Annotated in this window: 19 protein-coding genes; 8 read left to right on the top strand and 11 right to left on the bottom strand. The window is 63.1% G+C overall.

What is annotated here, in order from left to right; genetic code table 11:
- Positions 1-28: 28 nt before the first annotated feature.
- Positions 29-1,666: a phosphoglucomutase (alpha-D-glucose-1,6-bisphosphate-dependent) gene (gene pgm / locus ABI582_RS06980; protein WP_442118772.1), complete on the bottom strand. Its 1,638-nt coding sequence runs from the start codon at positions 1,664-1,666 to the stop codon at positions 29-31.
- A 182-nt stretch (positions 1,667-1,848) separates the two neighbouring features.
- Here pgm and ABI582_RS06985 point away from each other — a divergent pair, with 182 nt between their 5' ends.
- Positions 1,849-2,496 (top strand): DUF1345 domain-containing protein, encoded by a 648-nt coding sequence (locus ABI582_RS06985; protein WP_442118773.1) that lies wholly within the window; start codon positions 1,849-1,851, stop codon positions 2,494-2,496.
- Between the two features lie 273 nt (positions 2,497-2,769).
- Positions 2,770-3,030: a DUF1652 domain-containing protein gene (locus ABI582_RS06990; protein ID WP_338744228.1), complete on the top strand. Its 261-nt coding sequence runs from the start codon at positions 2,770-2,772 to the stop codon at positions 3,028-3,030.
- Here ABI582_RS06990 and ABI582_RS06995 read toward each other — a convergent pair.
- From ABI582_RS06995 to ABI582_RS07040, 10 genes are all read right to left on the bottom strand, one after another.
- Complete coding sequence (locus tag ABI582_RS06995) at positions 3,027-5,114, bottom strand: putative bifunctional diguanylate cyclase/phosphodiesterase (protein WP_338744229.1); 2,088 nt, start codon at positions 5,112-5,114, stop codon at positions 3,027-3,029. The genes ABI582_RS06990 and ABI582_RS06995 overlap by 4 nt on opposite strands.
- Before the next feature lie 271 nt (positions 5,115-5,385).
- Complete coding sequence (locus ABI582_RS07000) at positions 5,386-6,876, bottom strand: efflux transporter outer membrane subunit (RefSeq protein WP_442118774.1); 1,491 nt, start codon at positions 6,874-6,876, stop codon at positions 5,386-5,388.
- Positions 6,873-9,980, bottom strand: coding sequence for an efflux RND transporter permease subunit (locus ABI582_RS07005; protein ID WP_169725139.1), 3,108 nt, complete (start codon positions 9,978-9,980; stop codon positions 6,873-6,875). The genes ABI582_RS07000 and ABI582_RS07005 overlap by 4 nt, the downstream gene beginning before the upstream one ends.
- Positions 9,977-13,075 carry an MdtB/MuxB family multidrug efflux RND transporter permease subunit gene (locus ABI582_RS07010; RefSeq protein WP_442118775.1) on the bottom strand — a complete coding sequence of 1,033 codons (3,099 nt, stop codon included), beginning with the start codon at positions 13,073-13,075 and terminating at the stop codon, positions 9,977-9,979. The genes ABI582_RS07005 and ABI582_RS07010 overlap by 4 nt, the downstream gene beginning before the upstream one ends.
- Complete coding sequence (locus ABI582_RS07015) at positions 13,072-14,382, bottom strand: MdtA/MuxA family multidrug efflux RND transporter periplasmic adaptor subunit (protein WP_341798637.1); 1,311 nt, start codon at positions 14,380-14,382, stop codon at positions 13,072-13,074. Before ABI582_RS07015 ends, ABI582_RS07010 begins: the two co-directional genes overlap by 4 nt.
- Before the next feature lie 341 nt (positions 14,383-14,723).
- Positions 14,724-15,224 (bottom strand): thiol peroxidase, encoded by a 501-nt coding sequence (gene tpx / locus ABI582_RS07020; protein WP_016499320.1) that lies wholly within the window; start codon positions 15,222-15,224, stop codon positions 14,724-14,726.
- Between the two features lie 167 nt (positions 15,225-15,391).
- A complete protein-coding gene (locus tag ABI582_RS07025) occupies positions 15,392-16,672 on the bottom strand; it encodes a serine/threonine transporter (protein WP_019473823.1) in 1,281 nt (426 codons plus the stop codon).
- 255 nt (positions 16,673-16,927) lie between these two features.
- The gene (locus ABI582_RS07030; protein ID WP_338744235.1) at positions 16,928-17,827 is read right to left on the bottom strand and encodes an RHS repeat-associated core domain-containing protein; all 900 of its coding nucleotides are present in this window, start codon (positions 17,825-17,827) and stop codon (positions 16,928-16,930) included.
- Between the two features lie 207 nt (positions 17,828-18,034).
- A complete protein-coding gene (locus tag ABI582_RS07035) occupies positions 18,035-19,231 on the bottom strand; it encodes an amino acid aminotransferase (protein ID WP_442118776.1) in 1,197 nt (398 codons plus the stop codon).
- A 225-nt stretch (positions 19,232-19,456) separates the two neighbouring features.
- Positions 19,457-20,482 (bottom strand): Ldh family oxidoreductase, encoded by a 1,026-nt coding sequence (locus ABI582_RS07040; RefSeq protein ID WP_442118777.1) that lies wholly within the window; start codon positions 20,480-20,482, stop codon positions 19,457-19,459.
- Between the two features lie 142 nt (positions 20,483-20,624).
- On the opposite strand from ABI582_RS07040, the gene ABI582_RS07045 reads away from it, so the two are divergent.
- The 6 genes from ABI582_RS07045 to ABI582_RS07070 all read left to right on the top strand — a co-directional run bounded on the left by ABI582_RS07045 (position 20,625) and on the right by ABI582_RS07070 (position 25,935).
- On the top strand, positions 20,625-21,497 hold the full coding sequence (locus tag ABI582_RS07045; protein ID WP_442118778.1) for a MurR/RpiR family transcriptional regulator: 873 nt from the start codon (positions 20,625-20,627) through the stop codon (positions 21,495-21,497).
- A 22-nt stretch (positions 21,498-21,519) separates the two neighbouring features.
- The gene (locus ABI582_RS07050; RefSeq protein ID WP_016499314.1) at positions 21,520-22,272 is read left to right on the top strand and encodes a transporter substrate-binding domain-containing protein; all 753 of its coding nucleotides are present in this window, start codon (positions 21,520-21,522) and stop codon (positions 22,270-22,272) included.
- Between the two features lie 170 nt (positions 22,273-22,442).
- Entirely contained in the window at positions 22,443-23,162 is a 720-nt protein-coding gene (locus ABI582_RS07055) for an ABC transporter permease (RefSeq protein ID WP_442118779.1), read from the top strand.
- On the top strand, positions 23,159-23,869 hold the full coding sequence (locus ABI582_RS07060; protein ID WP_442118780.1) for an ABC transporter permease: 711 nt from the start codon (positions 23,159-23,161) through the stop codon (positions 23,867-23,869). Before ABI582_RS07055 ends, ABI582_RS07060 begins: the two co-directional genes overlap by 4 nt.
- A gap of 16 nt (positions 23,870-23,885) precedes the next feature.
- Entirely contained in the window at positions 23,886-25,130 is a 1,245-nt protein-coding gene (locus tag ABI582_RS07065; RefSeq protein WP_338744240.1) for an FAD-binding oxidoreductase, read from the top strand.
- A 22-nt stretch (positions 25,131-25,152) separates the two neighbouring features.
- Entirely contained in the window at positions 25,153-25,935 is a 783-nt protein-coding gene (locus tag ABI582_RS07070) for an amino acid ABC transporter ATP-binding protein (protein WP_338744241.1), read from the top strand.
- The last annotated feature ends 244 nt before the right edge of the window (positions 25,936-26,179 follow it).

Here is a 26,179-nt window from a genome sequence, read left to right on the forward strand (position 1 = left end):
GCCGCAGCACCAAGCGGTTTGTTACCGGTCAGGCAATCGCCGCATCCACCAGCACCTGCGCTTCCTGCACCAGGCGCTGCAGGTGCGCCTCGTCGATGAAGCTTTCGGCGTAGATCTTGTAGATGTCCTCGGTGCCCGACGGCCGCGCGGCGAACCAGCCATTGGCGGTCATCACCTTCAGCCCGCCAATCGCCTGGCCATTGCCCGGCGCGTGGCTGAGGATCTGCACGATCGGCTCGCCGGCCAGTTCGGTCGACTTGACCTGCTCCGGCGCCAGCTTGCTCAGCAACGCCTTCTGCCGCGCATCGGCCTTGGCCTCGACACGGGTGGCGAACGGCTTGCCCAGCGCGTCAGTCAGGTCGGCATAGGCCTGGCTCGGGTTGCGCCCGGTGCGGGCGGTCATCTCGGCGGCCAGCAAGGCCGGGATCAGCCCGTCCTTGTCGGTCGCCCAGACCGAACCATCACGGCGCAGGAACGACGCACCGGCGCTCTCTTCGCCGCCAAAGCCAAGCGAGCCGTCGAACAACCCTTGGGCAAAGTACTTGAAGCCCACCGGCACTTCGTACAGTTCACGACCCAGGCGCTGGGTGACGCGGTCGATCAGGCCGCTGGACACCACGGTCTTGCCCACCGCGGCGTCGTTGCGCCATTGCGGGCGGTGGCGGAACAGGTAGTCGATGGCGACGGCCAGGTAGTTGTTCGGCGCCAGCAGGCCGTCCGAGGTGACGATGCCGTGGCGGTCGTGGTCCGGGTCGCAGGCAAAGGCCACGTCGAAGCGCTCGCGCAGGCCGATCAGGCCTTGCATGGCATACGGCGAGGAAGGGTCCATGCGGATCTGGCCGTCCCAGTCGACAGTCATGAAGCGGAAGGTAGGGTCCACCTCGGTGTTCACCACTTCCAGGTCCAGCTTGTAGTGTTCGGCAATGGCCGACCAGTAGCGCACCCCTGCCCCCCCCAACGGGTCGACGCCCAGGCGCAGCTTGGCGCTGCGGATGATGTCGAAGTCGATGACGTTTTCTAGGTCCGCCACATAGCTGCTCACGTAGTCGTGGCGCTGGGTGGTCGGCGCCTGCAGCGCCTGGGCATGGTCCATGCGCTTGACGCCTGCCAGGTTCGCTGCCAGCAACTCGTTGGCCTTGGCCTCGACCCACTTGGTCACGTCGCTGTCAGCAGGGCCGCCATTGGGCGGGTTGTACTTGAAGCCACCGCTTTGCGGCGGGTTGTGCGACGGGGTGATGACGATGCCGTCGGCCAGGCCCTGCTGGCGGCCACGGTTATGGCAGAGGATGGCGTGGGACACGGCCGGCGTGGGCGTGTATTCGTCGTCCTTGGACAGCATCACCTGCACGCCATTGGCAGCCAGCACTTCCAGGGCGCTGGCAGTGGCCGGTGCCGACAGCGCGTGGGTGTCGGCGCCGATGAACAGCGGGCCATCGATGCCCTTTTCCTGGCGGTACAGGCAAATGGCCTGGGTAATGGCCAGCACGTGGTATTCGTTGAAACTCAATTCAAGCGAAGTGCCCCGGTGCCCCGAGGTGCCGAAGGCCACCCGCTGGGCCGCCACGGCAGCGTCGGGGCGGCCGGTGTAGTAGGCGGTGAGCAGTCGGGGAATATCGACCAGCACGCTGGCCGGAGCCGGCTTGCCTGCCAAAGGACTGAGCGTCATGCAAAAACCTCGAGTTCAACGGATGTTGGTGTTTGAGCATGCAGTGTACTGAGAGTTGCAATGCCGTGCGATGGGCGACATCAAAGAAAACCGCAGGCAACGCGCCCACAAAGACCGTGTAAACCAGTACTCCGGTCGCAACGGTCTAGAGTAGTAGCCAAACCCCCAGTAAATGAGGCCCCATGGCTTTCCACCGCCTGACCCGAACGCACCCCCGCCTGAGTTTCGCCGCCGCAGTCGGCCTAGTCGGCGCCTGGCTGATCCCCGCCAGTGACACCGTGCAGCACATCCTCGCCGGCTGGAACCTTGGCGTATGGCTGTACCTGCTGCTGGTGCTGCACCTGACCTGGGGCTCCAGCCCCGAAAAGGTCCGCAAGGTGGCGCGTGTCGAAGACGAAAACGCCGGCATGGTCCTGCTCACCGTGTGCATCGCGGCCATCGCCAGCCTCGCTGCGGTCACCCTGCAACTGGTGTCCAGCAAAGGGCTGCAGGGCGCGGCACTGGCGCTGCATTACCTTTACACCGGCCTGACCGTGGCCGGCTCCTGGCTGCTGATCGGCTGCATCTTCGGCCTGCATTACGCCCGCCTGTTCTATACCGGGCACAACCATGAACCACCCTTGCGTTTCGCCGATGGCGAGCGCAACCCGGACTATTGGGACTTTCACTACTTCTCGTTCACCATCAGCGTGGCCGTGCAAACCTCCGACGTAGGCGTCGCCGGCAGGCAACTGCGGCGGGTGGTGCTGGCGCATTCGCTGGTGGGTTTCGTGTTCAATACGGCGATCCTGGGGTTCACCATCAACATCGCGGCCGGGCTGCTGGGGTGAGCCTGCCGCTCGTCCGAAAAGTGGTTCGCCGATAACCCGATAAAACGCTCAAATTGAAGCGGATAACCGGCGCTATCGCGTGAGGTAAACGTTTGCCTGAAGGCAGCCGGCGTATGGGCATGATCCCACGGGTGTGATCCAAGTCATGGATTGCTACATTTGTCATGTTTGCAGCCGAGAATCACCCGTAGCAACTGCTATGTTTACATTCCCGGCAGCCACATGGGTGTGGCTGGCTGTTCACCACGTCCAGGCACGGACAGGGAGGCTGGCATGAACAAGATGACGTTCCCCAACGCCTGCCAGGTGATGCGCTGGCACTTCCATCCATTGGGCTTCGAAGCCAACATGGACGCGCCGCGCAGTATGGTCGCTCGGCTGTTCGACCGCGCCACCGGCGAAACCCTGATGGCCATCGCCGGCATCCCGTGTTCAGCAATCATGGCCGCAGCCGATGTGGAGCGCATCATCGAAGCCGTTGAAGTGGAAATGGACGCGTTCATACCCGCCATCTCATTGCGCCGCGCTGTCTAGCCTACAGCGCTCTTGTCCTGGCGCAAGGCCTGCAACTTGCCCATGAACTGCTCGGCCGGTACCGGCTGCCCCAGTAGATAACCTTGCAGCGAATCACAACCCAGACGGGTCAGGAAGTCTTGCTGCTTGTCGGTCTCCACCCCTTCGGCAACGATGCGCAGGCCCAGTGCCTGGCCCAATGCGACGATTGCCGAGACAATCGCTGCATCGTCACTGTCCTGCTCCAGGTCTCGCACGAAGCCACGGTCGATCTTCAGCTCGTTGGCCGGCAGGCGCTTGAGGTACATCAGGCTGGAGTAGCCGGTGCCAAAATCATCGATGGACAGGTCCACGCCCATGTCGGACAGCCGTTGCAGCACGGTCAGGCTGGCATCGGCGTCGTGCATCGCAGTGGTTTCGGTAATTTCCAGGGTCAGGCAGTTGGCCGGCAGGCCGTTCTCCTGCAGGGCCCGGGCCACGCTCTCGACCAGCCCGGCATGGCAGAACTGGATGGCCGACAGGTTCACCGCCATGCGCCAGCCTTGGTGCCCCTGATCCAGCCAATGCCGCATCTGCCGGCAGGCTTCGTCAAGCACCCACTCACCGATCGGGATGATCAGGCCGGTCTTTTCCGCCAGGCCGATGAAGCGGTCGGGCAGCAACAGGCCGTGCTGCGGGTGTTCCCAACGCAACAACGCCTCGGCACCGATCGGCAGGCAGGCCTGGGCGTCGAACTTGGGCTGGTAATGCAAGCGGAACTGGCGTTGCTCCAGGGCCTGGCGCAGGTCCTGCAGCAGTTGCAGTTGCTGGCGTGCGTTGCTGTTCATCGACACATCAAAGAAACTGTAGCCGTTCTTGCCAGCGCTTTTGGCGTGGTACATGGCAGCATCGGCATTGCGCAGCAGCTCGTGCTGGTCCTGGCCGTTGCCGGGGTACAGGACAATGCCCAGGCTCGCCGACAGCTGCAAGTCATGCTCGGCCACGCGGAATGGCCGCGACACCAGGTTCACCTGCTTGACCGCCACGTCCATGGCATCATCAGGTTCCTGCAGCTCTACCAGCAGCACGAATTCGTCGCCGCCGATGCGCGCCAGGGTGTCCTGACTGTGCAGGTGACCGCGCAGGCGGGACGCCACGGCCTTGAGCAGCAGGTCACCGATGTGATGGCCAAAGGCATCATTGACCGGCTTGAAGCCGTCCAGGTCGATGAACATCAGGGCAAAACAGCCGCCCTGCTCCGCCACCTTGGCGATGGCCTGCTCGATGCGGTCGGCCAGCAGGGTACGGTTGGGCAGATCTGTAAGGGTGTCGTGCAGGGCCAGCTGGGTCAGTTCCTGGTTGGCCAGTGTCAGCGAACGGGCCAGCTCGGCAGTGCGCGCCTCCAGGCGGGCATCCAGCACCGAGGTCAGCAAGGCCACCGCCAGCACCGCCAGGGTGGTGATCAGCACCAGATAGACCAGGCCGTCGCCCTGCAGCCCGCCGCCCAGAGCACCGCAGAAGCTGCCCTCGGGGAAATTCGCCGCCGCCATGCCGGTGTAGTGCATGCCAACGATAGCGATGCCCATCACCACCGCCGCCAGGCCACGGATCTGCCGCACATAGGGGGTGTGCCGGCGCAGACGGAAGGCGATCCACAACGCCGCCGCCGAGGCACCCACGGCAATCAGCAGCGAGGCCCCGAACAATGTCGGGTCGTAATCGATGCCCGGCAGCATGCGCATTGCGGCCATGCCGGTGTAGTGCATGCAGGCAATGCCGGCGCCCATGATCAGCGCGCCAAAACCCAGTTGCAGGCACGGCAAGCTCGGCTGGCTCACCAGCCACAGGGCAAAACCCGAGGACAGGACGGCGATCAGCAGCGAGAACGCGGTAAGGGCCAGGTCATAGCCCAGGTCGATGGGCAGGCTGAACGCGAGCATGCCGATGAAGTGCATCGACCACACGCCGATGCCCATGGCCAGCGCGCCGCCTCCCATCCACAAGTACGACGCCCGCCCCTTGGCCGTGGCAATGCGGCCGGTCAGGTCAAGGGCGGTATAGGACGCCAGAATCGCCACGCACAGCGAAATCAACACCAGCGAAGAGGAGTAGCTACCGGTCAGCATTGGGAATTCCAGCGACGGGACAGGGGGGCCCGGCAAAAGCTGACGATTGTACTCAAGCTTATGCGAAACGCACGGGGTTTTTGCGAATGGGAATGGATCCAATACACGCCACGCCCCAACCTGCACGCGATCTCTGTAGGAGCGACCTTGTGTCGCGATCGGGCCGCAGAGCGGCCCCAGCAATCTATGTTTTCACACAAAATTGGGGCCGCTTTGCGCCCCGATCGCGACACAAGGCCGCTCCTACAGGGGTACACGTTTATGGGTAAGGTCAATCCTGCTCGGCAAAGGCTTGTTCTGCATCCCAGCCGCCACCCAATGCGGCCACCAACTGCACACTGGCCACCAGGCGCCCTTGCAGCAGGTTCAACACGCTGCGCTCGTTGCTCAGTGCCGTGGTCTGCACGTTGACTACATCCAGGTAGCCGATCAACCCGGCGCGGTACTGGTTCTCGGTCAGGCGCAGCGACTCGCGTGCAGCGTCCAGCGCCTCCTGGCGCACCACCGCTTCATCGCCGTACACCTTCAACTGCACCAGCAGGTTTTCCACTTCCTTGAAGCCATCCAGCACGGTCTGGCGGTACTGCGCCACGGTCTGGTCATACACCGCCACCGTGCGGTCCACCTCGGCGCTGCGCTTGCCGGCGTCGAACAGGGTCAGCGCCAGCTGCGGGCCTACCGACCAGTAGCGGTTGGGCAGTTCGATCCAGTTGCTGAAGCTGCTGCTGGAATAACCACCACTCATGCTCAGGCTGAGATCGGGGAAGTACGCAGCTCGCGACACGCCAATATTAGCGTTGGCCGCCATCACGTTGCGTTCGGCAGCAGCGATGTCCGGGCGACGTTCCAGCAGTTGCGAAGGCAGCGAAACCGGAATTTGCGGCAATGCCGGGATAGCCTTGCTGTCAGCCAGGGCGAAGTCGGCCGGGGTCTTGCCCAGCAGCACAGCGATGGCGTTTTCGAACTGCGCACGCTGCCAGATCAGGTCGATCAGGTCAGCCTGGGTGCTTTTGAGCTGGGTGCGGGCCTGGGCCACGGCATCCGGCCCGGAGACACCCGCCCGGTACTGGTTTTCGGTCATTCGCAGCGAGCGCTCATAGGCCGCCACGGTGGCTTCCAGCAAGCGTTTCTGCTCATCGATGACCCGCAATTGCAGGTAGTTCTGCACCAACTCCGACTGCTGGCTCAGACGGATTGAGGCGAGGTCGGCGAGGCTGGCTTCGGCGCTGGCCTCGTTGGCATTCATGGTTTCGCGCAGCTTGCCCCACAGGTCGATCTCCCAGCTGACACCGAGCTGGGCGTTGTAGGTATTGCGAATGCCGCTACTGTTGTTGGACAGGCTGGAACTGGAGCTGCCGGTACCTTGCGCCGAGCGGTTCTTGCCGGCGCTCAGGTCCAGGCTGGGGAACAGCGCCGCACGGCTGCTGCGCACCAGCGCCTGGGCCTGGCGGTACTGCGCTTCTGACTGCGCCACGGTCTGGTTGCTGCGGTTAAGCTCCTCGGCCAACGCATTCAGCCCGGCATCGCCGTAGATTTCCCACCAGGCGCCGCGGGCGATGGCATCGGATGGCGTGGCCTGGCTCCAGCCTTCGGCGTGTTTGAACTGCGCCGCCGGGCTGTTCAGCTCGGGGCGGTGGTAGTCCGGGCTCAGGGTACAGGCACTGAGCAAGGCCACGCACAACCCGGCGCCGAGCAGGCGCGAGCCACGCCCACGGGTCAGCGCTTGCAGCGCACGGTGAAGTGGGGTCTGGGCAAAAGTCATAGCGGGGTTTCCAGGGCGGCGTCGGTGCGCACGCCGCGCCAACGGTTGAAACGGTGGCGCAGGCGGTCCAGGTACAGGTAGACAACCGGCGTCGTGTAAAGGGTGAGGACCTGGCTGAACACCAGGCCACCGATGATGGTCAGGCCCAGCGGCTGGCGCATTTCCGCGCCTTCGGCATGGCTCAGCAGCAGCGGCAAGGCGCCAAGGATGGCAGCCAGGGTGGTCATCAGGATCGGTCGCAGGCGCAGCAGGCAAGCCCGGCGGATCGACTCTTCCGGCGACATGCCCTGATGGCGCTCCAGCTGCAAGGCCAGGTCGATCATCAAAATGGCGTTCTTCTTCACCACACCGATCAGCAGAAACAACCCCAACAGCGATATCAAGCTGAATTCGCCACCGGTGACGTACAACGTCAGCAAGGCACCAACGCCTGCCGAAGGCAGCGTCGAGAGAATGGTCAGCGGGTGGATGTAGCTTTCATAAAGAATGCCCAGCACCAGATACACCAGCAGCAGTGCGCCAAGGATCATGAACGGCTGGCCCTGCTGGGTCTTGGCGAAGGCATCGGCCGTACCACCCAGCTTGGCAATTACCTCTTCGGGCAAGCCCACCTTGGCCACCGCGCGTTCCAGCGCCGCCATGGCCTGGTCGGGGCTGTAGCCTTCGGCGACGTCGAAGGCGATGTCTTCCGAGGCGAACTGGCCTTCGTGGCTGACCCGGTCGTTGGCCAGGCTGTTCTCGTAGCGGGCGATGGTCGACAGCGGTACGCGAGCGCCGTCGGCGGTAATCACTTGCACCTGCTCAAGCGTGCTCGGGTCCCAGGCGTATTTGGGGTTGATCTCCAGCACCACCTGGTACTGGTTGAGGCTGTCGTAGATGGTGGAGATCTGACGCTGGCTGTAGGCGTTGTTCAACACCGAGGTGACCATGTCCATGTCGATGCCCAGGCGCTTGGCCTGGTCACGGTCGACCACCAGCGTCACCTGCTGGGTACCGGAACCGTCGCGGGCGTCGATGGCGGTCAGCTCCGGCAGTGCACGCAACGCCGCGACCACCTTGGGGAACCACTGGCGCAATGCCGCCAGGTCGCCACTCTGCAGGGTATACAGGTACTGCGACGAGCTCTGGTCACGCCCGCCGCCACCCAGTTGCAAGTCCTGGTCGGCCATCAGGAAGAGCCGCCCGCCTGGCACTTTGGGCATTTCCTTGCGCAGGCGCTCGATCACCTTCTGCGCATCGATCTTGCGCTCGCTAATCGGCTTCAGGCGCACCAGCACCATGGCATTGTTGGTGCCGCTGTTGCCACCGATGAAACCGGCAACGCTCTGCACTGCCGGGTCGGCCAGCAAGGCGCGGCGGTAGATCTCCATTTTCGGCTGCATCACGCTGAACGACAGGCCGTCATCACCGCGGATGAAGCCCATCAGCTGGCCAGTGTCCTGCTGCGGCATCAGCGTCTTGGGCACCACCACGTACAGGGCGATGTTGATAGCAATGGTCGCCAGCAGGCTGAGCAGGGTCAGGCCCTTGTGCCGCAAGACCCAGCCCAGGCTACGGTCATAGGCGTTGACCATGCGCTGGTGCACCTTGTCGCTCCAGCGCTGCACGCGGGTCTGCTCGGCCTGGTGTGGTTTGAGCCAGCGGGCGCACAGCATCGGCGTGAGGGTCAGCGATACCACCAGCGACACGATGATCGCCGCCGCCAGTGTGATCGAGAACTCCTGGAACAGATTGCGCACGATGCCGCCCATGAACAGGATGGAGACGAATACCGCCACCAGCGACACGTTCATCGACAGCAAGGTGAAGCCCACTTCCTTGGCCCCCAGGAAGGCCGCCTTCATCGGCGGCTGGCCGTCCTCGATGTGCCGCGAGATGTTCTCCAGGACCACGATGGCGTCGTCCACCACCAGGCCAGTGGCGAGGATCAAGGCCATCAGCGACAGGTTGTTGAGCGAGAAGCCGCACAGGTACATCACCGCAAAAGTACCCACCAGCGACACTGGCACTGCCAGGCTGGGGATGAGTGAGGCACGCAGGCTGCCGAGGAACAGGTACACCACCAGGATCACCAGCACCACAGCGATCAGCAGGGTGTGTTCGGCCTCCTTCAGGGTGGCCTTGATCACCGGCGATCGGTCCATCGCCACGTTCAGTTGCACACTGGCCGGCAGCAACGACTGCAGGGCTGGCAACTGCGCCTTGATCTGGTCGACCGTTTCGATGATGTTGGCACCGGTCTGGCGGTTGACCACCAGCAGCACCGCGCTCTGGTCATTGAAAAAACCACTGTTGTAGCGGTTTTCCACGCCATCGGTAATGGTGGCCACGTCGGACAGGCGCAAGATGGTACCGTTCTGCTGGCGGATCACCACCGGCTCGTAATCCTTGGCGCTTTCCAGCTGGTCGTTGGCCCTCACCTGCCAGTTGCGCTCGGCATCCTCGACAAAGCCCATGGGCCGGCGCTGGTTGGCGTTGGACACGGCCGTACGCACATCGTCCAGCGACACGCCGTACTGGTTGAGCAATTGCGGCTCGACGGCAATGCGCACCGCCGGCAGCGAACTGCCGCCGATCTGCACCTCCCCTACCCCCGATACCTGGGCCAGGCTCTGCGACAGGATGGTGTCGGCCAAGTCGTACAGCTGGCCTTTCTGCAGCACGTCCGACGTCAGCGACAGCACCATGATCGGTGCTTGCGACGGGTTGATCTTCTTGTAGGTGGGCATGCTGCGCATGCCGCTGGGCAGCAGGTTACGGGTGGCGTTGATCGCTGCCTGCACCTCCCGCGCAGCGCCGTCGATATCGCGGCCCATCTCGAAGCCGATGATGACCCGCGTGGAGCCCTGGTTGGAGCTGCTGGTCAACGTGGTCACGCCGGCGATGCTGCCCAGCTTGCGCTCCAGTGGCGTGGCCACGGTGGAGGCCATGACCTCCGGGCTGGCGCCGGACAAGTTGGCCGACACCACGATTACGGGGAAGTCCATCTGCGGCAGCGGTGACACGGGCAACAGGCCGAAGCTGACCCCGCCCAGCAGCATGATCGCCAGGCTCAGCAGCATGGTCGCTACCGGGCGACGGATGAAAGGACCGGACAGGTTCATGCCTCTGCCTGCTTCACGTCAGTGGCTGAGCGCCAGCGGCGGGCCAGGCGGTCGAAGTACAGGTAGATGACCGGAGTGGTGAACAGCGTCAGCACCTGGCTGACCAGCAACCCGCCGACCATCACCAGGCCCAGCGGCTGGCGCAGCTCGGCGCCGGAACCGGTGGCGAGCATCAGCGGCACGGCACCAAACAGCGCGGCCAGGGTGGTCATAAGGATCGGCCGGAAGCGCAGCAGCGCCGCCTGGTAAATCGCATCGCGCGGGCTCATGCCCTGGTGGCGCTCGGCCTCAAGGGCAAAGTCGATCATCATGATCGCGTTCTTCTTGACGATGCCGATCAGCAGGATGATGCCGATGATGGCGATCATGCCCAGGTCGTTGCCGCTGAGGAGCAAGGCCAGCAAGGCCCCCACCGCCGCCGACGGCAGGGTCGAGAGGATGGTCACCGGGTGGATGTAGCTTTCGTACAGCACGCCCAGCACGATGTACATGGTCACCACCGCTGCCAGAATCAGCAGCAGGGTGCTCGACAGCGACGCCTGGAAAGCCTCTGCGGCGCCCTGGAAGCGGGTTTGTACCCCCAGCGGCATGCCGATGTCCTTCTGCACCTGCTCGATCACCTGCACGGCTTCGCCCAACGACGCGCCATGGGCCAGGTTGAACGACAGGGTCACCGCCGGGAACTGGCCGATGTGGGAAATGGCCAACTGGGCCTGGCGCTGCTCGATGCGCGCCAGTGCCGACAGCCTGACCTGGCCGCCATCGGCAGCCTTGACGTGGATCGACTCCAGCGCCTGTGGGCCGATGACTGCCGCGTCCTTCGACTGCAACACCACGCGGTACTGGCTGGCCTGGGTGTAGATGGTCGATATCTGCCGCTGGCCGAAGGCGTCGTACAGGGCGTTGGTGATCTGCGCCACGTTGATGCCCAGGCGGCTGGCCATGTCACGGTCGATCACCAGGTACACCTGCAGGCCCTTGTCCTGCAGGTCACTGGCCACGTCGGCCAGTTCCGGGCGCTGCTGCAGCGCCTGCACCAGCTTGCCGCTCCACTGCGACAGCAGGTCGGCGTCCGGCGATGACAGGCTGAACTGGTACTGGGTACGGCTGACCCGGTCTTCGATGCTCAGGTCCTGCACCGGTTGCATGAACAGGCGGATGCCCACCAGCCGGTCAAGTTGCGGCTGCAAACGGCTGATCACTTCAGTGGCGGTGACATCGCGTTCGCCGTGTGGCTTGAGGTTGATCAGCAGGCGGCCGCTGTTGAGCGTGGCGTTGTCGCCATCGACGCCAATGTAGGACGACAGGCTCTGCACGGCTGGGTCCTGCAGGATCACCTTGCTCAGGGCCTGCTGGCGCTCGCTCATGGCGGCGAACGAAGTGGACTGCGGTGCTTCGGAAATGCCCTGGATCACTCCGGTGTCCTGCACCGGGAAGAAGCCCTTGGGTACCACCATGTACAGGAACACGGTCAGCACCAGGCTGGCCACGGCTACCAGCAGGGTCAGCGGCTGGTGCTTGAGCACCCACTGCAGGGCGTTGCCGTAGTGTTTGATCAGCCAGTCGATCCAGGCGCCGCTGGCGCGGTAGAAGCGGCCTTGTTCTTCTTCCTTGGGCTCGCGCTTGAGCAGGCGCGCGCACATCATCGGCGTCAGGGTCAGCGACACCACCAGGGAAATCAGGATGGCCACCGCCAGGGTGATGGCGAACTCGCGGAACAGGCGGCCGACCACGTCAGCCATGAACAGCAGCGGGATCAGTACAGCGATCAGCGAGAAGGTCAGCGAAATCAGGGTGAAGCCGATCTGCCGGGCGCCCTTGAGCGCCGCCTGCATGGGCGTCTCGCCCTCTTCGATGTGCCGGGAGATGTTCTCCAGCATGACGATGGCGTCGTCGACCACAAAGCCGGTGGCAATGGTCAGGGCCATCAGCGTCAGGTTGTTCACCGAGAAACCGGCCAGGTACATCACGCCGAACGTGCCGATCAGCGACAGCGGTACGGCAATCGACGGGATGAGGGTGGCGCTGAACCGGCGCAGGAAGACGAAGGTGACCATTACCACCAGGACGATGGCGATCAGCAGTTCGTGCTGTACGTCCTTGACCGCAGCACGAATGGTCTGGGTGCGGTCGGTCAGTACCGAGACATCGAGGCCCGCCGGCAGGTTGTCGGTGATCGACGGCAACAGTTCCTTGATGCGGTCGACCACTTCGATGACGTTGGCGCCTGGCTGGCGCTGGATGTTCAGCAGCACCGCGTGGTTTTCGTTGGCCCAGGCGGCCAGGCGCTCGTTTTCTGCGCCATCGACGATTTCGGCCACATCTTTCAGACGCAGCGGTGCACCGTTGGTGTAGGCCAGGATCAGGTTGGCGTATTCCTCGGGGGAACGCAGCTGGTCATTGGCATCGAGCATCGAAACCCGGGTGGGGCCATCGAAGTTGCCCTTGGGCTGGTTCACGTTCGACGCGCCGATCAGCGTGCGCACGTCATCCAGGTTCAGGCCGTTGGCAGCCAGGGCGTCGACGTTGACCTTGATGCGTACCGCCTGGCGCTGGCCGCCGGCAATGCTGACCATGCCCACGCCGCTGATCTGTGCAAGCTTTTGCGCCACGCGCGTATCGACCAGGTCGTTGAGCTTGGGCAGCGGCATGGTCTTGCTGGAAATGGCCAGGGTCAGCACCGGGGTGTCGGCCGGGTTGACCTTGTTGTACACCGGCGGCGCAGGCAGGTCGCTGGGCAGCAGGTTGCTGGCAGCGTTGATCGCAGCCTGCACCTGCTGCTCGGCAACGTCCATGTTCATGTCGAGGTTGAAGCGCAGGGTCAGCACCGAGGCACCGCCGGAACTGGTCGAAGCCATTTGTTCCAGGCCGGGCATCTGGCCGAACTGGCGCTCCAGGGGTGCGGTGACGGCGCTAGTCATGACCTCCGGGCTGGCGCCGGGGTACAGGGTCATGACGCGGATGGTCGGGTAATCCACCTGCGGCAAAGCGGAAACCGGCAGCAGCTTGTAGGCGATCAGGCCGGCCAGGACGATGGCCAGCATGCTCAGCGTGGTAGCGACCGGCCGCAGGATGAACAGGCGCGAGAGGTTCATGCGCCCGCCTTGCCTGCTGCGTTGCCAGGCTGTGCTTCACCTGTGTGCGCCGACCCTTTGGCTTCCTGGCCTTGCAGGTGCTGGCCTGGGGTGGTCGGTACTTGCGAGCTGTCTTCGACCACTTCCACCTTGGTGCCTTCGCGCAGGCGGTCGGTGCCTTCCAGCACCAGGCGGTCCCCCGCCTTCAGGCCTTCGAGGATGACGCTGTTCTCGCCATCGCTGGCGCCAACCTTGAGCTTGCGCACGTTCACCGTGTTTTCAGCGTTTACCACATAGGCAAAGGTACCGTCGTTACCAAACTGGATGGCCGCTGCCGGGGCCATGACCACCTGCTTGAGGGTATCGGCCAGCAGGCGCACGTTGACGAACTGGTTGGGGAACAGGGCGAGGTCCTTGTTCTCGAAGCGGCCCTTGAACTTGAGCGTACCGGTCGTAATGTCGATCTGGTTGTCAATGCTGCCCAGCACGCCAGTGGACTGCAGCTTGCTGTCACTGCGGTCCCAGGCCTCGACCGGCAGGATGGCGCCGCTGCGGTAGCGTTCCAGCACGGTGCTCAGCTCGGTTTCCGGCAGGGTGAAAGCGACGTTGATCGGCTCGGTCTGGGTAATCACCACCAGTGCCGTGGTGTCGTTGGCCGCAACGAGGTTGCCCAGGTCGAGCTGGCGCAGGCCCACGCGGCCGTTGATCGGCGCACGGATCTGGGTGAAGTCGAGGTTCAGGCGGGCATCGTTGACCTGTGCCTGGTTGGTCTTGACCAGCCCCTGGAACTGCGCCACCTGCGCTTCGGCGGTGTCGAGGGTTTGCTTGGCGATACTGTCTTCGGCGTAGAGGCCTTTATAGCGGGCTACATCCACCTGGGCGTTCTTCAGCTGCGCCTGGTTTTGCGCCAGCGTACCTTCGGCCTGCTGCAGGGCGATGCGGTACGAGCGTGGGTCGATTTCGGCGAGCAGGTCGCCGGCCTTGACCTGCTGGCCTTCCTTGAAATGGATCTTCACCAGTTCGCCAGCCACGCGGCTGCGCACATTGACCGTGTTGGTGGCAGTGACTGTGCCCAGGGCTTTGTAATACAGGGGGAAGTCGCCCACGCGTACCGGTTCGACGCGCACCGGCACCGCTTCGCTGGAGCCGCCGAAGCCCGGGCGGCCGCCCATCATGCCCATGCCCTTGCCACCGCGCCCGCCGCCGCCGGCTTCTTTATGCGCAGGCGTTGCTGCAGGCCACAGCCACCAGGCCAGGGCAGCCACCAGCAGCAGGATCAGCAGGCCGACGAGCCAGCGACGGGGGGAACGGGAATTGGACACTTGCATGGGTTGAACGAACCTTGTTCGGAATGGCGGCTTGGGGAGGGTGAACGATAAGCAATGGCACCGTTTTAGCAAAGGGCCTTTACCAGAGGTTTACCTTTGGCTGACGTTGCCAAGACGCTGAACTTTAAATGAAAACGGCCCGGAAAGCGTTCCGGGCCGTTACAGGGTGTTGCTTGGAGCGGTGGCGGGCTGAAAGGTTTCGGTTGCCTGAGCTGGCCCTTTCGCGGGTGAACCCGCTCCCACAGGTACCGCACAGATTTCAAAAGCTGTGCTTTACCTGTGGGAGCGGGTTCACCCGCGAAGAGGCCAACACAGGACTCAGCCGCCCTGCCCCACAACCCTTACTTCAGTACTGCCAGCGCTGCATCGTAGTTCGGCTCGTCAGCAATTTCGCCAACCAGTTCGCTGTGCAGCACTTTGTCGTTTTCATCCAGCACCACCACGGCGCGGGCCGCCAGGCCGGCCAGCGGGCCGTCGGCGATGGCGACGCCGTAGTTTTCGAGGAACTCGCGGCCACGCAGGGTCGACAGGTTCTTCACGTTTTCCAGGCCTTCGGCACCGCAGAAGCGTGCTTGGGCAAACGGCAGGTCGGCGGAGATGCACAGCACCACGGTGTTGGCCACATCGTTGGCCTGGGCGTTGAACTTGCGCACGGAGGTGGCGCAGGTTGGGGTGTCAACGCTTGGGAAGATGTTCAGCACCTTGCGCTTGCCGGCGTAGTCCTTCAGCGACTTGTCAGCCAGGCCTTCACCGACCAGGGAGAATGCCGGAGCCTGGGCGCCGATTTTCGGCAGTTCGCCGTTAACCTGAACCGGGCCGCCTTTGAGAGTCACTTGAGCCATGACGAAATCCTTATGCTGGGTTTGAAAAGGACACTGAGTTAAGCATGAAGGCGGCCGGGTGCCTATGGGGGCAGGTGAAATTGTTCTATTGCCGGACAATTTTTGTGGACAAAAAAATGCCCAGGTTGCGACAAGCGACCCGGGCATTCTTTATTTCAGGCAGCGAATCAGCCCAGCAGGCCGTACACCACCGAGGTCAACGCAACCAGGCCGACCACTACAACGAACACGTTGGAGGCTGCACCGCTGTACTTGCGCATCGACGGTACACGGTGGATGGCGTACATCGGCATCAGGAACAACAGCACCGCAAGGATCGGGCCGCCGAGCGATTCGATCATGCCGAGGATGCTCGGGTTAAGGGTGGCAACGATCCAGCACACCACCAGCATCAACGCGGCTACCACGCGGTCCAGGGTCTTGGCACCTGGGCGTGCACCGGTCTTGGCGATAATACCTTTCAGGCCTTCGCTAGCACCGATGTAATGGCCCAGGAACGACTTGGCGATGGCCACGAAGGCGATCAGCGGCGCAGCGAACGCGATGGTCGGGTTGCTGAAGTGGTTGGCCAGGTACGACAGGATCGACAGGTTCTGTGCCTTGGCTTCGGCCAGTTGGGCGCTGCTCAGGGTGAGCACGCAGCTGAACACGAAGAACAGCACCATCACCACCATCAGCAGGTGGGCGCGGCGCAGGATCTGGCCGCTGCGCTCGTCGGCATGCTCGCCGTAGCGGCGCTTCTGGTCGACGGCGAAGGCCGAAATGATCGGCGAGTGGTTGAACGAGAACACCATCACCGGAATAGCCAGCCACAAGGTGTGCAGGAAGGCCGAGGCCGGCGGCACCTGGGTGGCGCTGTCGAGGATGCCACCGGTCCAATGCGGCACCAGGTACAGGCCCAGCAGCGCCAGGGCGACGATGAACGGGTACACCAGCAGGCTCATGACCTTGACCGTGGCCTGCTCGCCGCAGCGCACGATGGCCAGCAGGCCGAGGATCAGCACAAACGACAGGATGGCCCGTGGTGGCGGCGCCATGTGCAGCTGGTGCTCCATGAAGCTGGACACGGTGTTGGTCAGTGCCACGCTATAGATAAGCAGGATGGGGAAGATCGCGAAGAAGTACAGCACGGTGATCGCGGCACCGGCGTTGCTGCCGAAGTGCTCTTTGACCACTTCGGTGATGTCGCCACCATTGCGCCCGGAGAGCACGAAGCGGGTCAACCCGCGGTGGGCGAAGTAGGTCATTGGGAAGGCCAGTACAGCCAGGATCAGCAGCGGCCAGAAACCGCCAAGGCCGGCGTTGATCGGCAGGAACAGGGTTCCGGCGCCAATGGCTGTGCCGAATAGGCCCAGCATCCAGGTGGTGTCGTGACGCGCCCAGCTGCCGAGGGTGGCGGGGGTCGATTCTGCAAAGCGTTGTTCAACGCTTGGGGCCTGCTCATTCATTCCGGGTGAAGCTCCACTCGCAAGACTGTAACAGGCTGAGAATGGCGAAATAGTGCTATCGCCCAACTCAACCGGAAGAGAGGGGCGCGATTGTGCACGGAAAGGTTGCACTTGCGAAGCCCTTTTCCGAGGGGCGGTTGCACTTGTCATGACAAGGGTGGCACCAGCGGCCCAACTTGGCACGGTCGCGCTCAAGTAGCAGCAGTGTTGCAGCGGCACCACACATGGGGGGGTCACACATCTTGTCCAGCAAATCTACTCAGGTTGCTTCAGAAGGCCGCCTAGCCGAATAGCCTCCGCATCGCGATTTTTTTTCATTTCCGCCATCCAATAATCTATTTTCGCCATGTTCGCTGTGTGGGCACGCTGGTACTCTTCAATGCTTCCGGTTTCGCGTACCTTTCTGATCATTTCATTTACTTTATCATACTGCATTTTAAACATGCCCTTTCGCGGGACATCTAACCCATATACGGCCCCGGCCACATAGGCACGCTTAGCATTCTGCACAGATCGGTATAGAACGAACGACTTAATAGGAGCCATATCATCAATGCTTAGTTTATTTATGCGCGCCCTATCAAATTCTACTTTGAAGCCTTGGTCAAGCTTGGCAACCTTGACCTCCCCCCACTCCCCCCCAGCAGACGTAATTTGGTTCTTGACCTCAAACCTGTTACTTCTACGAACCTTGAATCTTACAACTTTCACGCTCAATGCCTTGTCCCAGAATCGGCCATTGTCATCTACACGATTAATCGGGTCTCCGGAACAATAGCCATAAGCGTTCAGACCTCCCAAATCAAACGGGCTCAGGCTATCGGGTGACAAGAAACGCATCATCCTCGGGCTGTAGCTACGATAACCGTTGCCCAGCAGATAACAAGTGGACAATGCGTCGAAGTAATATCCTGAAAAGCCGATGAGGCCGACTGTTTCAGCAGCAAATTCATGAACGCCGTAGACGTTATAGCTTTTTCCATGAACCGCGACTGGCCCCATGCCCCCAAAAACTGAAGCCTGCTTATCCCCCCAGGCTATGTAGCTACTAGCGCCCCGCTCTACCAGCACTTCTCTATCATGTCGAATGACCTGCCGAACGCCATCCTCCGACTTCAGGCTATGCACTTTTCCTGCGCAATAGAATAGCTTCACTCTTAGCCCTCGCACCTGAGTTCATTTACTGCTGCACTAGTATTGGCAGATCAGACTCAGGCCACAACTGTCAGAACTAACAGGTACACTTGACCATGCGAACCTATCCGAGGACAGCGATTTTTATCTATGCAGGAAGATGCAAGAGGGGCGTTTTCTGGGAGCGCTTTTGCGTAGCGAAAGGGGCGCGGGGCGCCCCGTACGGCATTATTTCTGAACAGCAGCGAACGCTTCGGCAACCCGTTGCAGGTTGGCCGGGCGCAAGCCGGACATGCACACACGACCGCTGTCGATCAGGTACACGCCGAACTCGTCACGCAGGCGGCGCACTTGCTCGACGCTGAAGCCGGTGTAGCTGAACATGCCACGCTGGCGCAGGAAGAACTGGAAGTCCTGGCCTGGCAGCAACACGGCCAGGGCATCGACCAGCGCCTGACGCATGTCGAGGATACGCTTGCGCATCACTTCAACTTCTTCGGCCCACTGGGCATTGAGGGCTGCATCGCTGAGCACGCCTGCAACCAGCTGGGCGCCAAAATTGGGCGGGCTGGAGTAGTTGCGGCGCACGGTCGCCTTGAGCTGGCCGAGCACGCTCTGGGCAGTGGCGTCGTCGTCGCAGACCACCGACAGGCCGCCTACCCGCTCGCCGTACAGCGAGAAGATTTTCGAGAACGAGTTGCTGACCAGGCACGGCACACCGGCGCGGGCCATTTCGCGGATGGCGTAGGCGTCTTCCACCAGGCCTTCGGCAAAGCCCTGGTAGGCGATGTCGAGGAACGGGATCAGCTGGCGTGCCTTGACCACTTCGACCACTTGTTGCCACTGGTTTTGCGTAAGGTCGGCACCGGTGGGGTTGTGGCAGCAAGGGTGCAGCAGTACCACGCTGTTGGCCGGCAGGGTCTGCAAGGTGGCCAGCATGCCGTCGAAGTCCACGCCACGGGTGGCCTGGTCGAAGTACGGGTAGGTGTGCACCTTGAAGCCGGCACCTTCGAAGATGGCGCGGTGGTTGTCCCAGGTCGGGTTGCTCACCCAGACTTCGGCCTGCGGGAAGTAGCGCTTGAGGAAGTCGGCACCGACTTTCAGGGCGCCGGAGCCACCCACGGTCTGCACAGTGGCCACGCGACCGCCGGTCACGGCCGGGTGATCGGCACCGAACAGCAGCGCCTGGATCGCCTGGCGGTAGCTGGCCAGGCCCTCCATTGGCAGGTAAAGGGATGCTTCGTGGTCCTGGCCGGCCATGCGTTTTTCCACCGCATCCACAGCCGCCAGTTGCGGCACCACGCCGGCCTCATCGTAATACAGGCCGATACTCAGGTTGACCTTGTCGGCGCGCGGGTCGGCCTTGAAGGTTTCCATCAGCGAGAGGATCGGGTCGCCGGCATAGGCATCGACATGTTTGAACACAGCGTGCAGCTCCTTGGATCAGGACAGTTCGAAAAGGCAGACCTGAGCATACCCGGTGTGTGGGCTCAGGAACATCCACTATTGTGCAAGGTTGTCTATGCAACATTGCATGGCTTGGGATTTGTGCTGGATTCTTCGCGGGTAAACCCGCTCCCACACGGATACCACTGCCTTTGAAACCTGTGCAGTACCTGTGGGAGCGGGTTTACCCGCGAAGAGGGCGGGTCAGGCAAGCAGCGCTTTCAGGCCCTGCAACTCCTGCTCGGTTAGCGCCACCCCCTCCTCCTCGGCCACCTCGCGCTCACGATAGCGCCGCTCACCCGGCATGCGCGTCAGGCCCACCGCCTGCATCTGCTCCACCAGTTCGCGGCTGCGCTGGGCAAATTGCTCGCCTTCTGCCTTGCCGGGGTCGATGACGATAATCAGCTGCCCGGTCCAGGGTGTCTTCGCCCCCGGGTGGCCCGACCAGTCGAATTCCCAGGAGAAATTACCCCCGGTCAGCGCCGCCGCCAGCAATTCGACCATCATCGACAACGCCGAACCCTTGTGCCCGCCAAACGGCAGCAAGGCACCGCCTTCGAGAATGGCCAAGGGGTCGGTGGTCGGTGCGCCATTGGCGTCCACGCCCATGCCTTCCGGCAGTTGCTGGCCGGCACGCGCGGCAATCTGCACGTCACCGTGGGCCATGGCGCTGGTTGCCATGTCGAAGACGATCGGATCGTGTTCGGCACATGGCGCCGCAAAAGCGATGGGGTTGGTACCGAACAGGGGCTTACGTGCGCCATGCGGCACCACGCAGGTCATGCTGTTGACCACGCTCAGGGCCACCAGGCCCTCTTCGGCGAACGGTTCGACATCCGGCCACAGCGCGGCGAAGTGGTGCGAGTTGTGGATCGCCAGCACGGCAATACCCGCGTTGCGCGCTTTGGCTACCAACAGCTCACGGGCCGCTGCCAACGCCGGCTGGGCAAAGCCGCCCGCTGCATCGACACGTACATAACCGGCCGCTACGTCGCTGACCTTCGGCGTGGCCTGGCCATCGACCCAACCGCTGGCCAACGTCGAGACGTAGCCAGGCATACGGAATACGCCGTGGCTGTGAGCACCATCGCGCTGGGCGCTGGCGCAGTTGTAAGCCAGCACCCGGGCCACGCTCTCGCTGCAGTCATGGCGCTGAAAAATGGCCTGCAACAGACCCTGCAGCTCGGTAAAAGGCACACGCACGACGGTGCTGGTAGAAGGTGCGGACATCTGAAGCTCCTTGTTGGTATTGGAATGGCTACAGCGTTGCAACGACAAAAACTTTCCGGCATGTGACAGCAATCTGTCAAATGTTGACTTGATGACAGAAAACATTCATTTTCTTCCCAAGCCTTACCCCTGGAGCCGCAGCATGAGCCAACCGATCAAGCAACGCCTGGAAAACAGCCTCGAAGGGGCCGCTGCCTCGGGCCGCAAGATCGCCACCTACATGCTCGCCAACCTGCACGAACTGCCGTTCCAGACCTCGGCCAGCATCGCCGCCAAGCTGGACGTCAGCGAATCCAGCGTCGGGCGCTTCTGCCGCTCACTCGGTTATGCCCACCTCAAGGCGCTTAAGCAAGACCTGCAGAACGACCTGGGCGATGGCCCGTGGCTGGTGGGCGACCGCCTGCAAGATTACCGCCAGAATCAGGATGCCAGTGACAACGCCGGCAGCCTGGAGCTGGAAATCGCCGCCTTGATGCGCGTGCACGAGTACCGCCAAAGCCCCACCTGGCACAGCGTAGCGCAACGCCTGGCGAGCAAGCCGCGGGTATTCATCGCCGGTTTCCAGACCGAGCGCGGCATCGCCATGTGCATGAGCCACCTGCTGCAGTACCTGCGCGATGGCGTGCAACTGGTGGACATCAGCGCCGGGCACTTCGGTGATGTGCTGCTGGGCCGCGCCGAAGACAGCGCCCTGGTGGTGTTCGAGGCGCGCCGTTATTCCCGCCACGCCCTGCTGCTGTGCCAGAAGGCACGCGAGGCGGGCATTGCGGTCACCCTGGTGACCGACACCTTCTGTGACTGGGCCGATGCCAACGCCGACGAGGTGTTCCGCATCCCCACCGAGTTCAATCTGTTCTGGGAATCCACCTCGACGATGCTGTCGTGGGTACACCTGATGGTCAACGAGGTCTGCAAGAAACTCGGGCCTGATGTGGAAAAACGCTTGGAAGCGACTGCCGCTCTACATAACGAATTCGTCGGCTACACCTCGTGGCCGACGGGCAAACAACAATAGCAAGAGTGCAATGAGGTGCGAGATGAACAAGACCATGGCCTTGGTGGGTGCGTGTGCCCTGCTGCTGACGGGTGCCGCCAGTGCCGAAACCCTGCGCTTCGCCACCGAGGGTGCCTACCCGCCCTTCAACTATGTAGACGCCGATAACAAGCTGCACGGCTTCGATATCGACATCACCCATGCCCTGTGCGAACAGATGAAAGTCGAGTGCACGCTGGTGGCCCAGGACTGGGAAGGCATCATCCCCGCCCTGATGGCGCGCAAGTACGACGCCGTCGTCGCGTCGATGATCAACACCGAAGAGCGGCGCAAGAAAATTGCCTTCACCGACCACTACTACCGCACCCCGCTGACCGTCGCAGTCGCCAAGGACAGCAAGATCGACAGCGCCCAGACCGACTTCGTCGGCTACACCGTCGGTGCCCAGTCGTCGTCCACCCAGGCTATTTACGCCGAAGACGTGTATGGCAAGGCCGGGGCCGATGTGAAGCTGTACCCGACCATGGATGAAGCCAACGCCGACCTGGCCGCCGGGCGGCTGGACGGGGTAATTGCCGATAAATTCCCGCTGCACGAGTGGATGACCAAGAACGGCGGGGATTGCTGCAAGATCCTCGGCGACGTGGCCGACACCAAGGCCGATGCCGCCATTGCCGTGCGCAAGGACGACGAAGCCCTGCGCCAGCGCCTGAACACCGCGCTGCAACAGATCGTGGCCAACGGCACGTACCAGAAGATCGCCAGCAAGTACTTTGCTTTCGATATCTACAACTGATCTTCTGGAAACCGCGCAATCGCTGTAGGAGCGGCCTTGTGTCGCGATGGGCCGCAAAGCGGCCCCAGCAATCTCGGCCGTGGCACACATCCCGGGTCTGCTCCGCAGCCCTTTCGCGACACAAGGCCGCTCCTACACAGAGACCGCGTTGCCCACCTTAGGGGTTCGTCATGCTCGATCAATTGTCCTTGCTGTCCTTCGCCAGCGGAGGCTGGGGCCAGGCGCTGCTGGCCGGCGCCCTGGTGACTGTTTCACTGGCACTGGCCTGCCTGCCCATCGGCCTGCCGCTGGGCCTGGTAGTCGCCCTGGCGGCGCGCTCGCGCAAACGCCTGCCACGGGCCTGGGCCACCACCTTCTCCACTGTTTTCCGCGGCCTGCCCGAACTGCTGACACTGCTGATCATCTATTACGGCTGCCAGATCGCCGCGCAGAAAATCCTCGCGGCCATGGGCTATCAGGGTGAATTCCTGATCAACACCTTCCTCGCCGCGATGATCGCCTTCAGCCTGGTGTTCGCCGCGTTCTCAAGCGAGATCTGGCTGGCCGCCTTCAAGACCCTGCCCAAGGGCCAGCTGGAGGCCTGCTCCGCATTGGGCCTGAGCAAGCGCACCGCCTTCTTCAAGGTGCTGCTGCCACAACTGACCCGCATCGCCCTGCCCGGCCTGTCGAACAACTGGCTGTCGCTGCTCAAGGACACTTCGCTGGTGTCGACCATTTCGCTGGTCGACCTGATGCGCCAGACCAACCTGGCCGTCAGCGTGACCAAGGAGCCGATGTTCTTCTATGGCGTCGCCTGCCTGGGTTACCTGCTGTTCGCAGCGCTTTCCGGGCGCGTGTTCGCCTTCATCGAACGGCGCAGTAACCGCCACCTGCTAGGAGCACGGGCATGAGCTTTGAACAACTGCTGGCACTGGTGGTGGACCCCGACCTGCTGGAACGCTACGGCCCGCGCTTCCTCGACGGCCTGCTGGTAACCGCCAAACTGGTGGTCATTTCCTTCACCCTGGGCGCCGTACTCGGCCTGTTGCTAGCCCTGGCGCGCATGTCGCGCAGCCTGCTGCTGCAACGCATGGCCGCCGGCTACGTGTACTTCTTCCGCGGCTCGCCGCTGCTGGCCCAGCTGTTCCTGCTGTACTACGGCCTGGGTTCGCTCAAGGGCTTCTGGCAGGACGTCGGCCTGTGGTGGTTTTTCCGTGAAGCGTGGTTTTGCACTTTGCTGGCCTTCACCCTGAACACCGCTGCCTACCAGGCGGAGATCTTCCGCGGCAGCCTGATGGCCGTCGCGCCGGGGCAGCATGAGGCGGCGCGGGCACTGAACCTGAAGCGCTCGACCACCTTTTTCAAGGTGATTCTGCCGCAGTCGTTGCTGGTGGCGATCGGCCCGCTGGGCAACGAACTGATCCTGATGATCAAGGCCAGCGCAATTGCCTCGCTGGTGACCATCTACGACCTGATGGGCGTAACCAAACTGGCGTTCTCGCGCAGTTTCGACTTCCAGATCTACCTGTGGGCCGCCGTGCTCTACCTGGTGATCGTCGAACTGGTGCGGCGCCTGCTGAAACACCTGGAAGGCCGCCTGGGCCGCCACCTGAACTGACCGAAGGATACGTTCCATGCATTGCCAGACCCTTGTTCTCGGCGCCGGCATCGTCGGCGTCAGTACCGCCCTGCACTTGCAGGCCCGCGGGCGCCAGGTCGTCCTGATAGACCGCGACGAACCCGGCAGCGGTACCAGCCACGGCAACGCCGGGCTGATCGAGCGCTCCAGCGTCATCCCCTACGCCTTCCCCCGGCAGCTGGGCGCCTTGCTGCGCTACGGCCTGAACCGCCAGCCCGACGTGCGCTACAGCCTGGCGCACCTGCCCAAGGCTGCGCCGTGGCTATGGCGCTACTGGCGCCAGTCGGCCCCCGGGCGCCTGGCCGGGGCCGCCGCCGACATGCTGCCGCTGGTGCAGCGGTGCGTCGAAGAACACGACGCGCTGATCAAAGCCGCCGGCCTTGAAGGGTTGGTGCAGGCCAAAGGCTGGATCGAAGTGTTCCGCGACCCGGCCCTGTTCGAGCAGGCCAAGGCCGACGCCAAAGGCCTGAGCCGCTATGGCCTGCAATTTGAAATCCTCGAATGCGGGCAGTTGCAGGCCCGCGAGCATCAGCTGGACGCCACCGTTGTAGGCGGCATCCACTGGCTCGACCCGAAGACCGTGAACAACCCCGGCGCCCTCACCCGCGGCTATGCGGCGCTGTTCCAGCAGCGCGGTGGGCAGTTCCTGCATGGTGATGCGCGCAGCCTGCGCCAGGCCAACGGCAAATGGCGGGTAGAGAGCCGCCGTGGCCCGATTACCGCCGACGAGGTGGTGGCCTGCCTCGGCCCGCAGTCGGCCGACCTGTTCAGCGGCCTGGGCTACCAGATTCCGCTGGCGATCAAGCGCGGCTACCACATGCACTACAGCACCCGTGACGGCGCAACGCTTGAGCATTCAATCTGCGACACCCAGGGCGGCTACGTGCTGGCGCCAATGGCGCGCGGTGTGCGCTTGACCACCGGGATCGAGTTCGACGCCAGCAGCGCGCCGGGCAACCAGATCCAGCTGGGCCGCTGCGAGGCCCTGGCGCGCAAGCTGTTCCCGGCCTTGGGTGAACGCCTGGACGACACCCCTTGGCTGGGCCGCCGCCCATGCCTGCCCGACATGCGCCCGGTCATCGGCCCGGCAGCCCGCCACCCGGGGCTGTGGTTCAACTTTGGCCACGCCCACCACGGCCTTACCCTGGGCCCGGTCAGCGGCCGGCTGGTGGCCGAGCTGATCACCGGCGAGCGCCCTTTCACCGACCCCGCGCCCTACAGCGCGACTCGTTTCGACTGAACCCACGCGGGAGAACAACAACATGACCGCACCACTGAGCCTTGCAAGCCTTGCCCCCGAGCCCGACCCACGCCCGGTGCTGATCCGCATCGAAGGCCTGAACAAGCACTACGGCGCTTTCCACGTACTACACAACATCGACCTGCAGGTGCGCGAAGGCGAACGCATCGTGCTGTGCGGGCCGTCTGGCTCGGGCAAGTCGACCTTGATCCGCTGCATCAACCGCCTGGAGGTGGCCCAGCAGGGCAACATCCAGGTGGACGGCATCGACCTGGCGGCCACCACCCGCGAAGCGGCGCAGGTGCGCAGCGACATCGGCATGGTGTTCCAGCATTTCAACCTGTTCCCGCACATGAGCGTGCTCGACAACTGCCTGCTGGCACCCACCAGCGTGCGCGGGCTGTCGCGCAAGGACGCCGAAGAACGGGCGCGCATGTACCTGAGCAAGGTGGGTATCGAAAGCCAGGCGCACAAATACCCCAGCCAGCTGTCGGGCGGCCAGCAGCAGCGCGTGGCGATTGCCCGGGCCCTGTGCATGAAGCCGCGGATCATGCTGTTTGACGAGCCTACGTCAGCACTGGACCCGGAAATGGTCGCCGAAGTGCTGGATGTGCTGGTGCAACTGGCCGGCACTGGCATGACCATGCTCTGCGTCACCCATGAAATGGGCTTTGCCAGGCAGGTAGCCGAGCGGGTGCTGTTCCTTGAGGGTGGGCAGATCATCGAAGACAGCCCGCCGCAGGTGTTCTTCAACCAGCCGCGTACCGAGCGCGCCAAGGCGTTCCTTGCGCAGATACTGCACTGATACCTGTACCGGCCCCTTCGCGGGTGAACCCGCTCCCACAGGTCAATCACTGCCTCTGAAGGCAAAGGTAATCCTGTGGGAGCGGGTTCACCCGCGAAGGGGCCGGCACAAGCAACGCTTCATTGCACCGCTGCAAAGACCCAACTGCGTCGTTAAATATTATTGACCAACCCCCCCGCCAAACCCACGCCGCCACAGGCCCGCATCGGTTTCAGCCCCCTAAAACCGGTGCATTCCCCGCGTT

The organism is Pseudomonas sp. SAS7, from assembly GCF_052112345.1.
Lineage (GTDB): Bacteria > Pseudomonadota > Gammaproteobacteria > Pseudomonadales > Pseudomonadaceae > Aquipseudomonas > Aquipseudomonas putida_Q.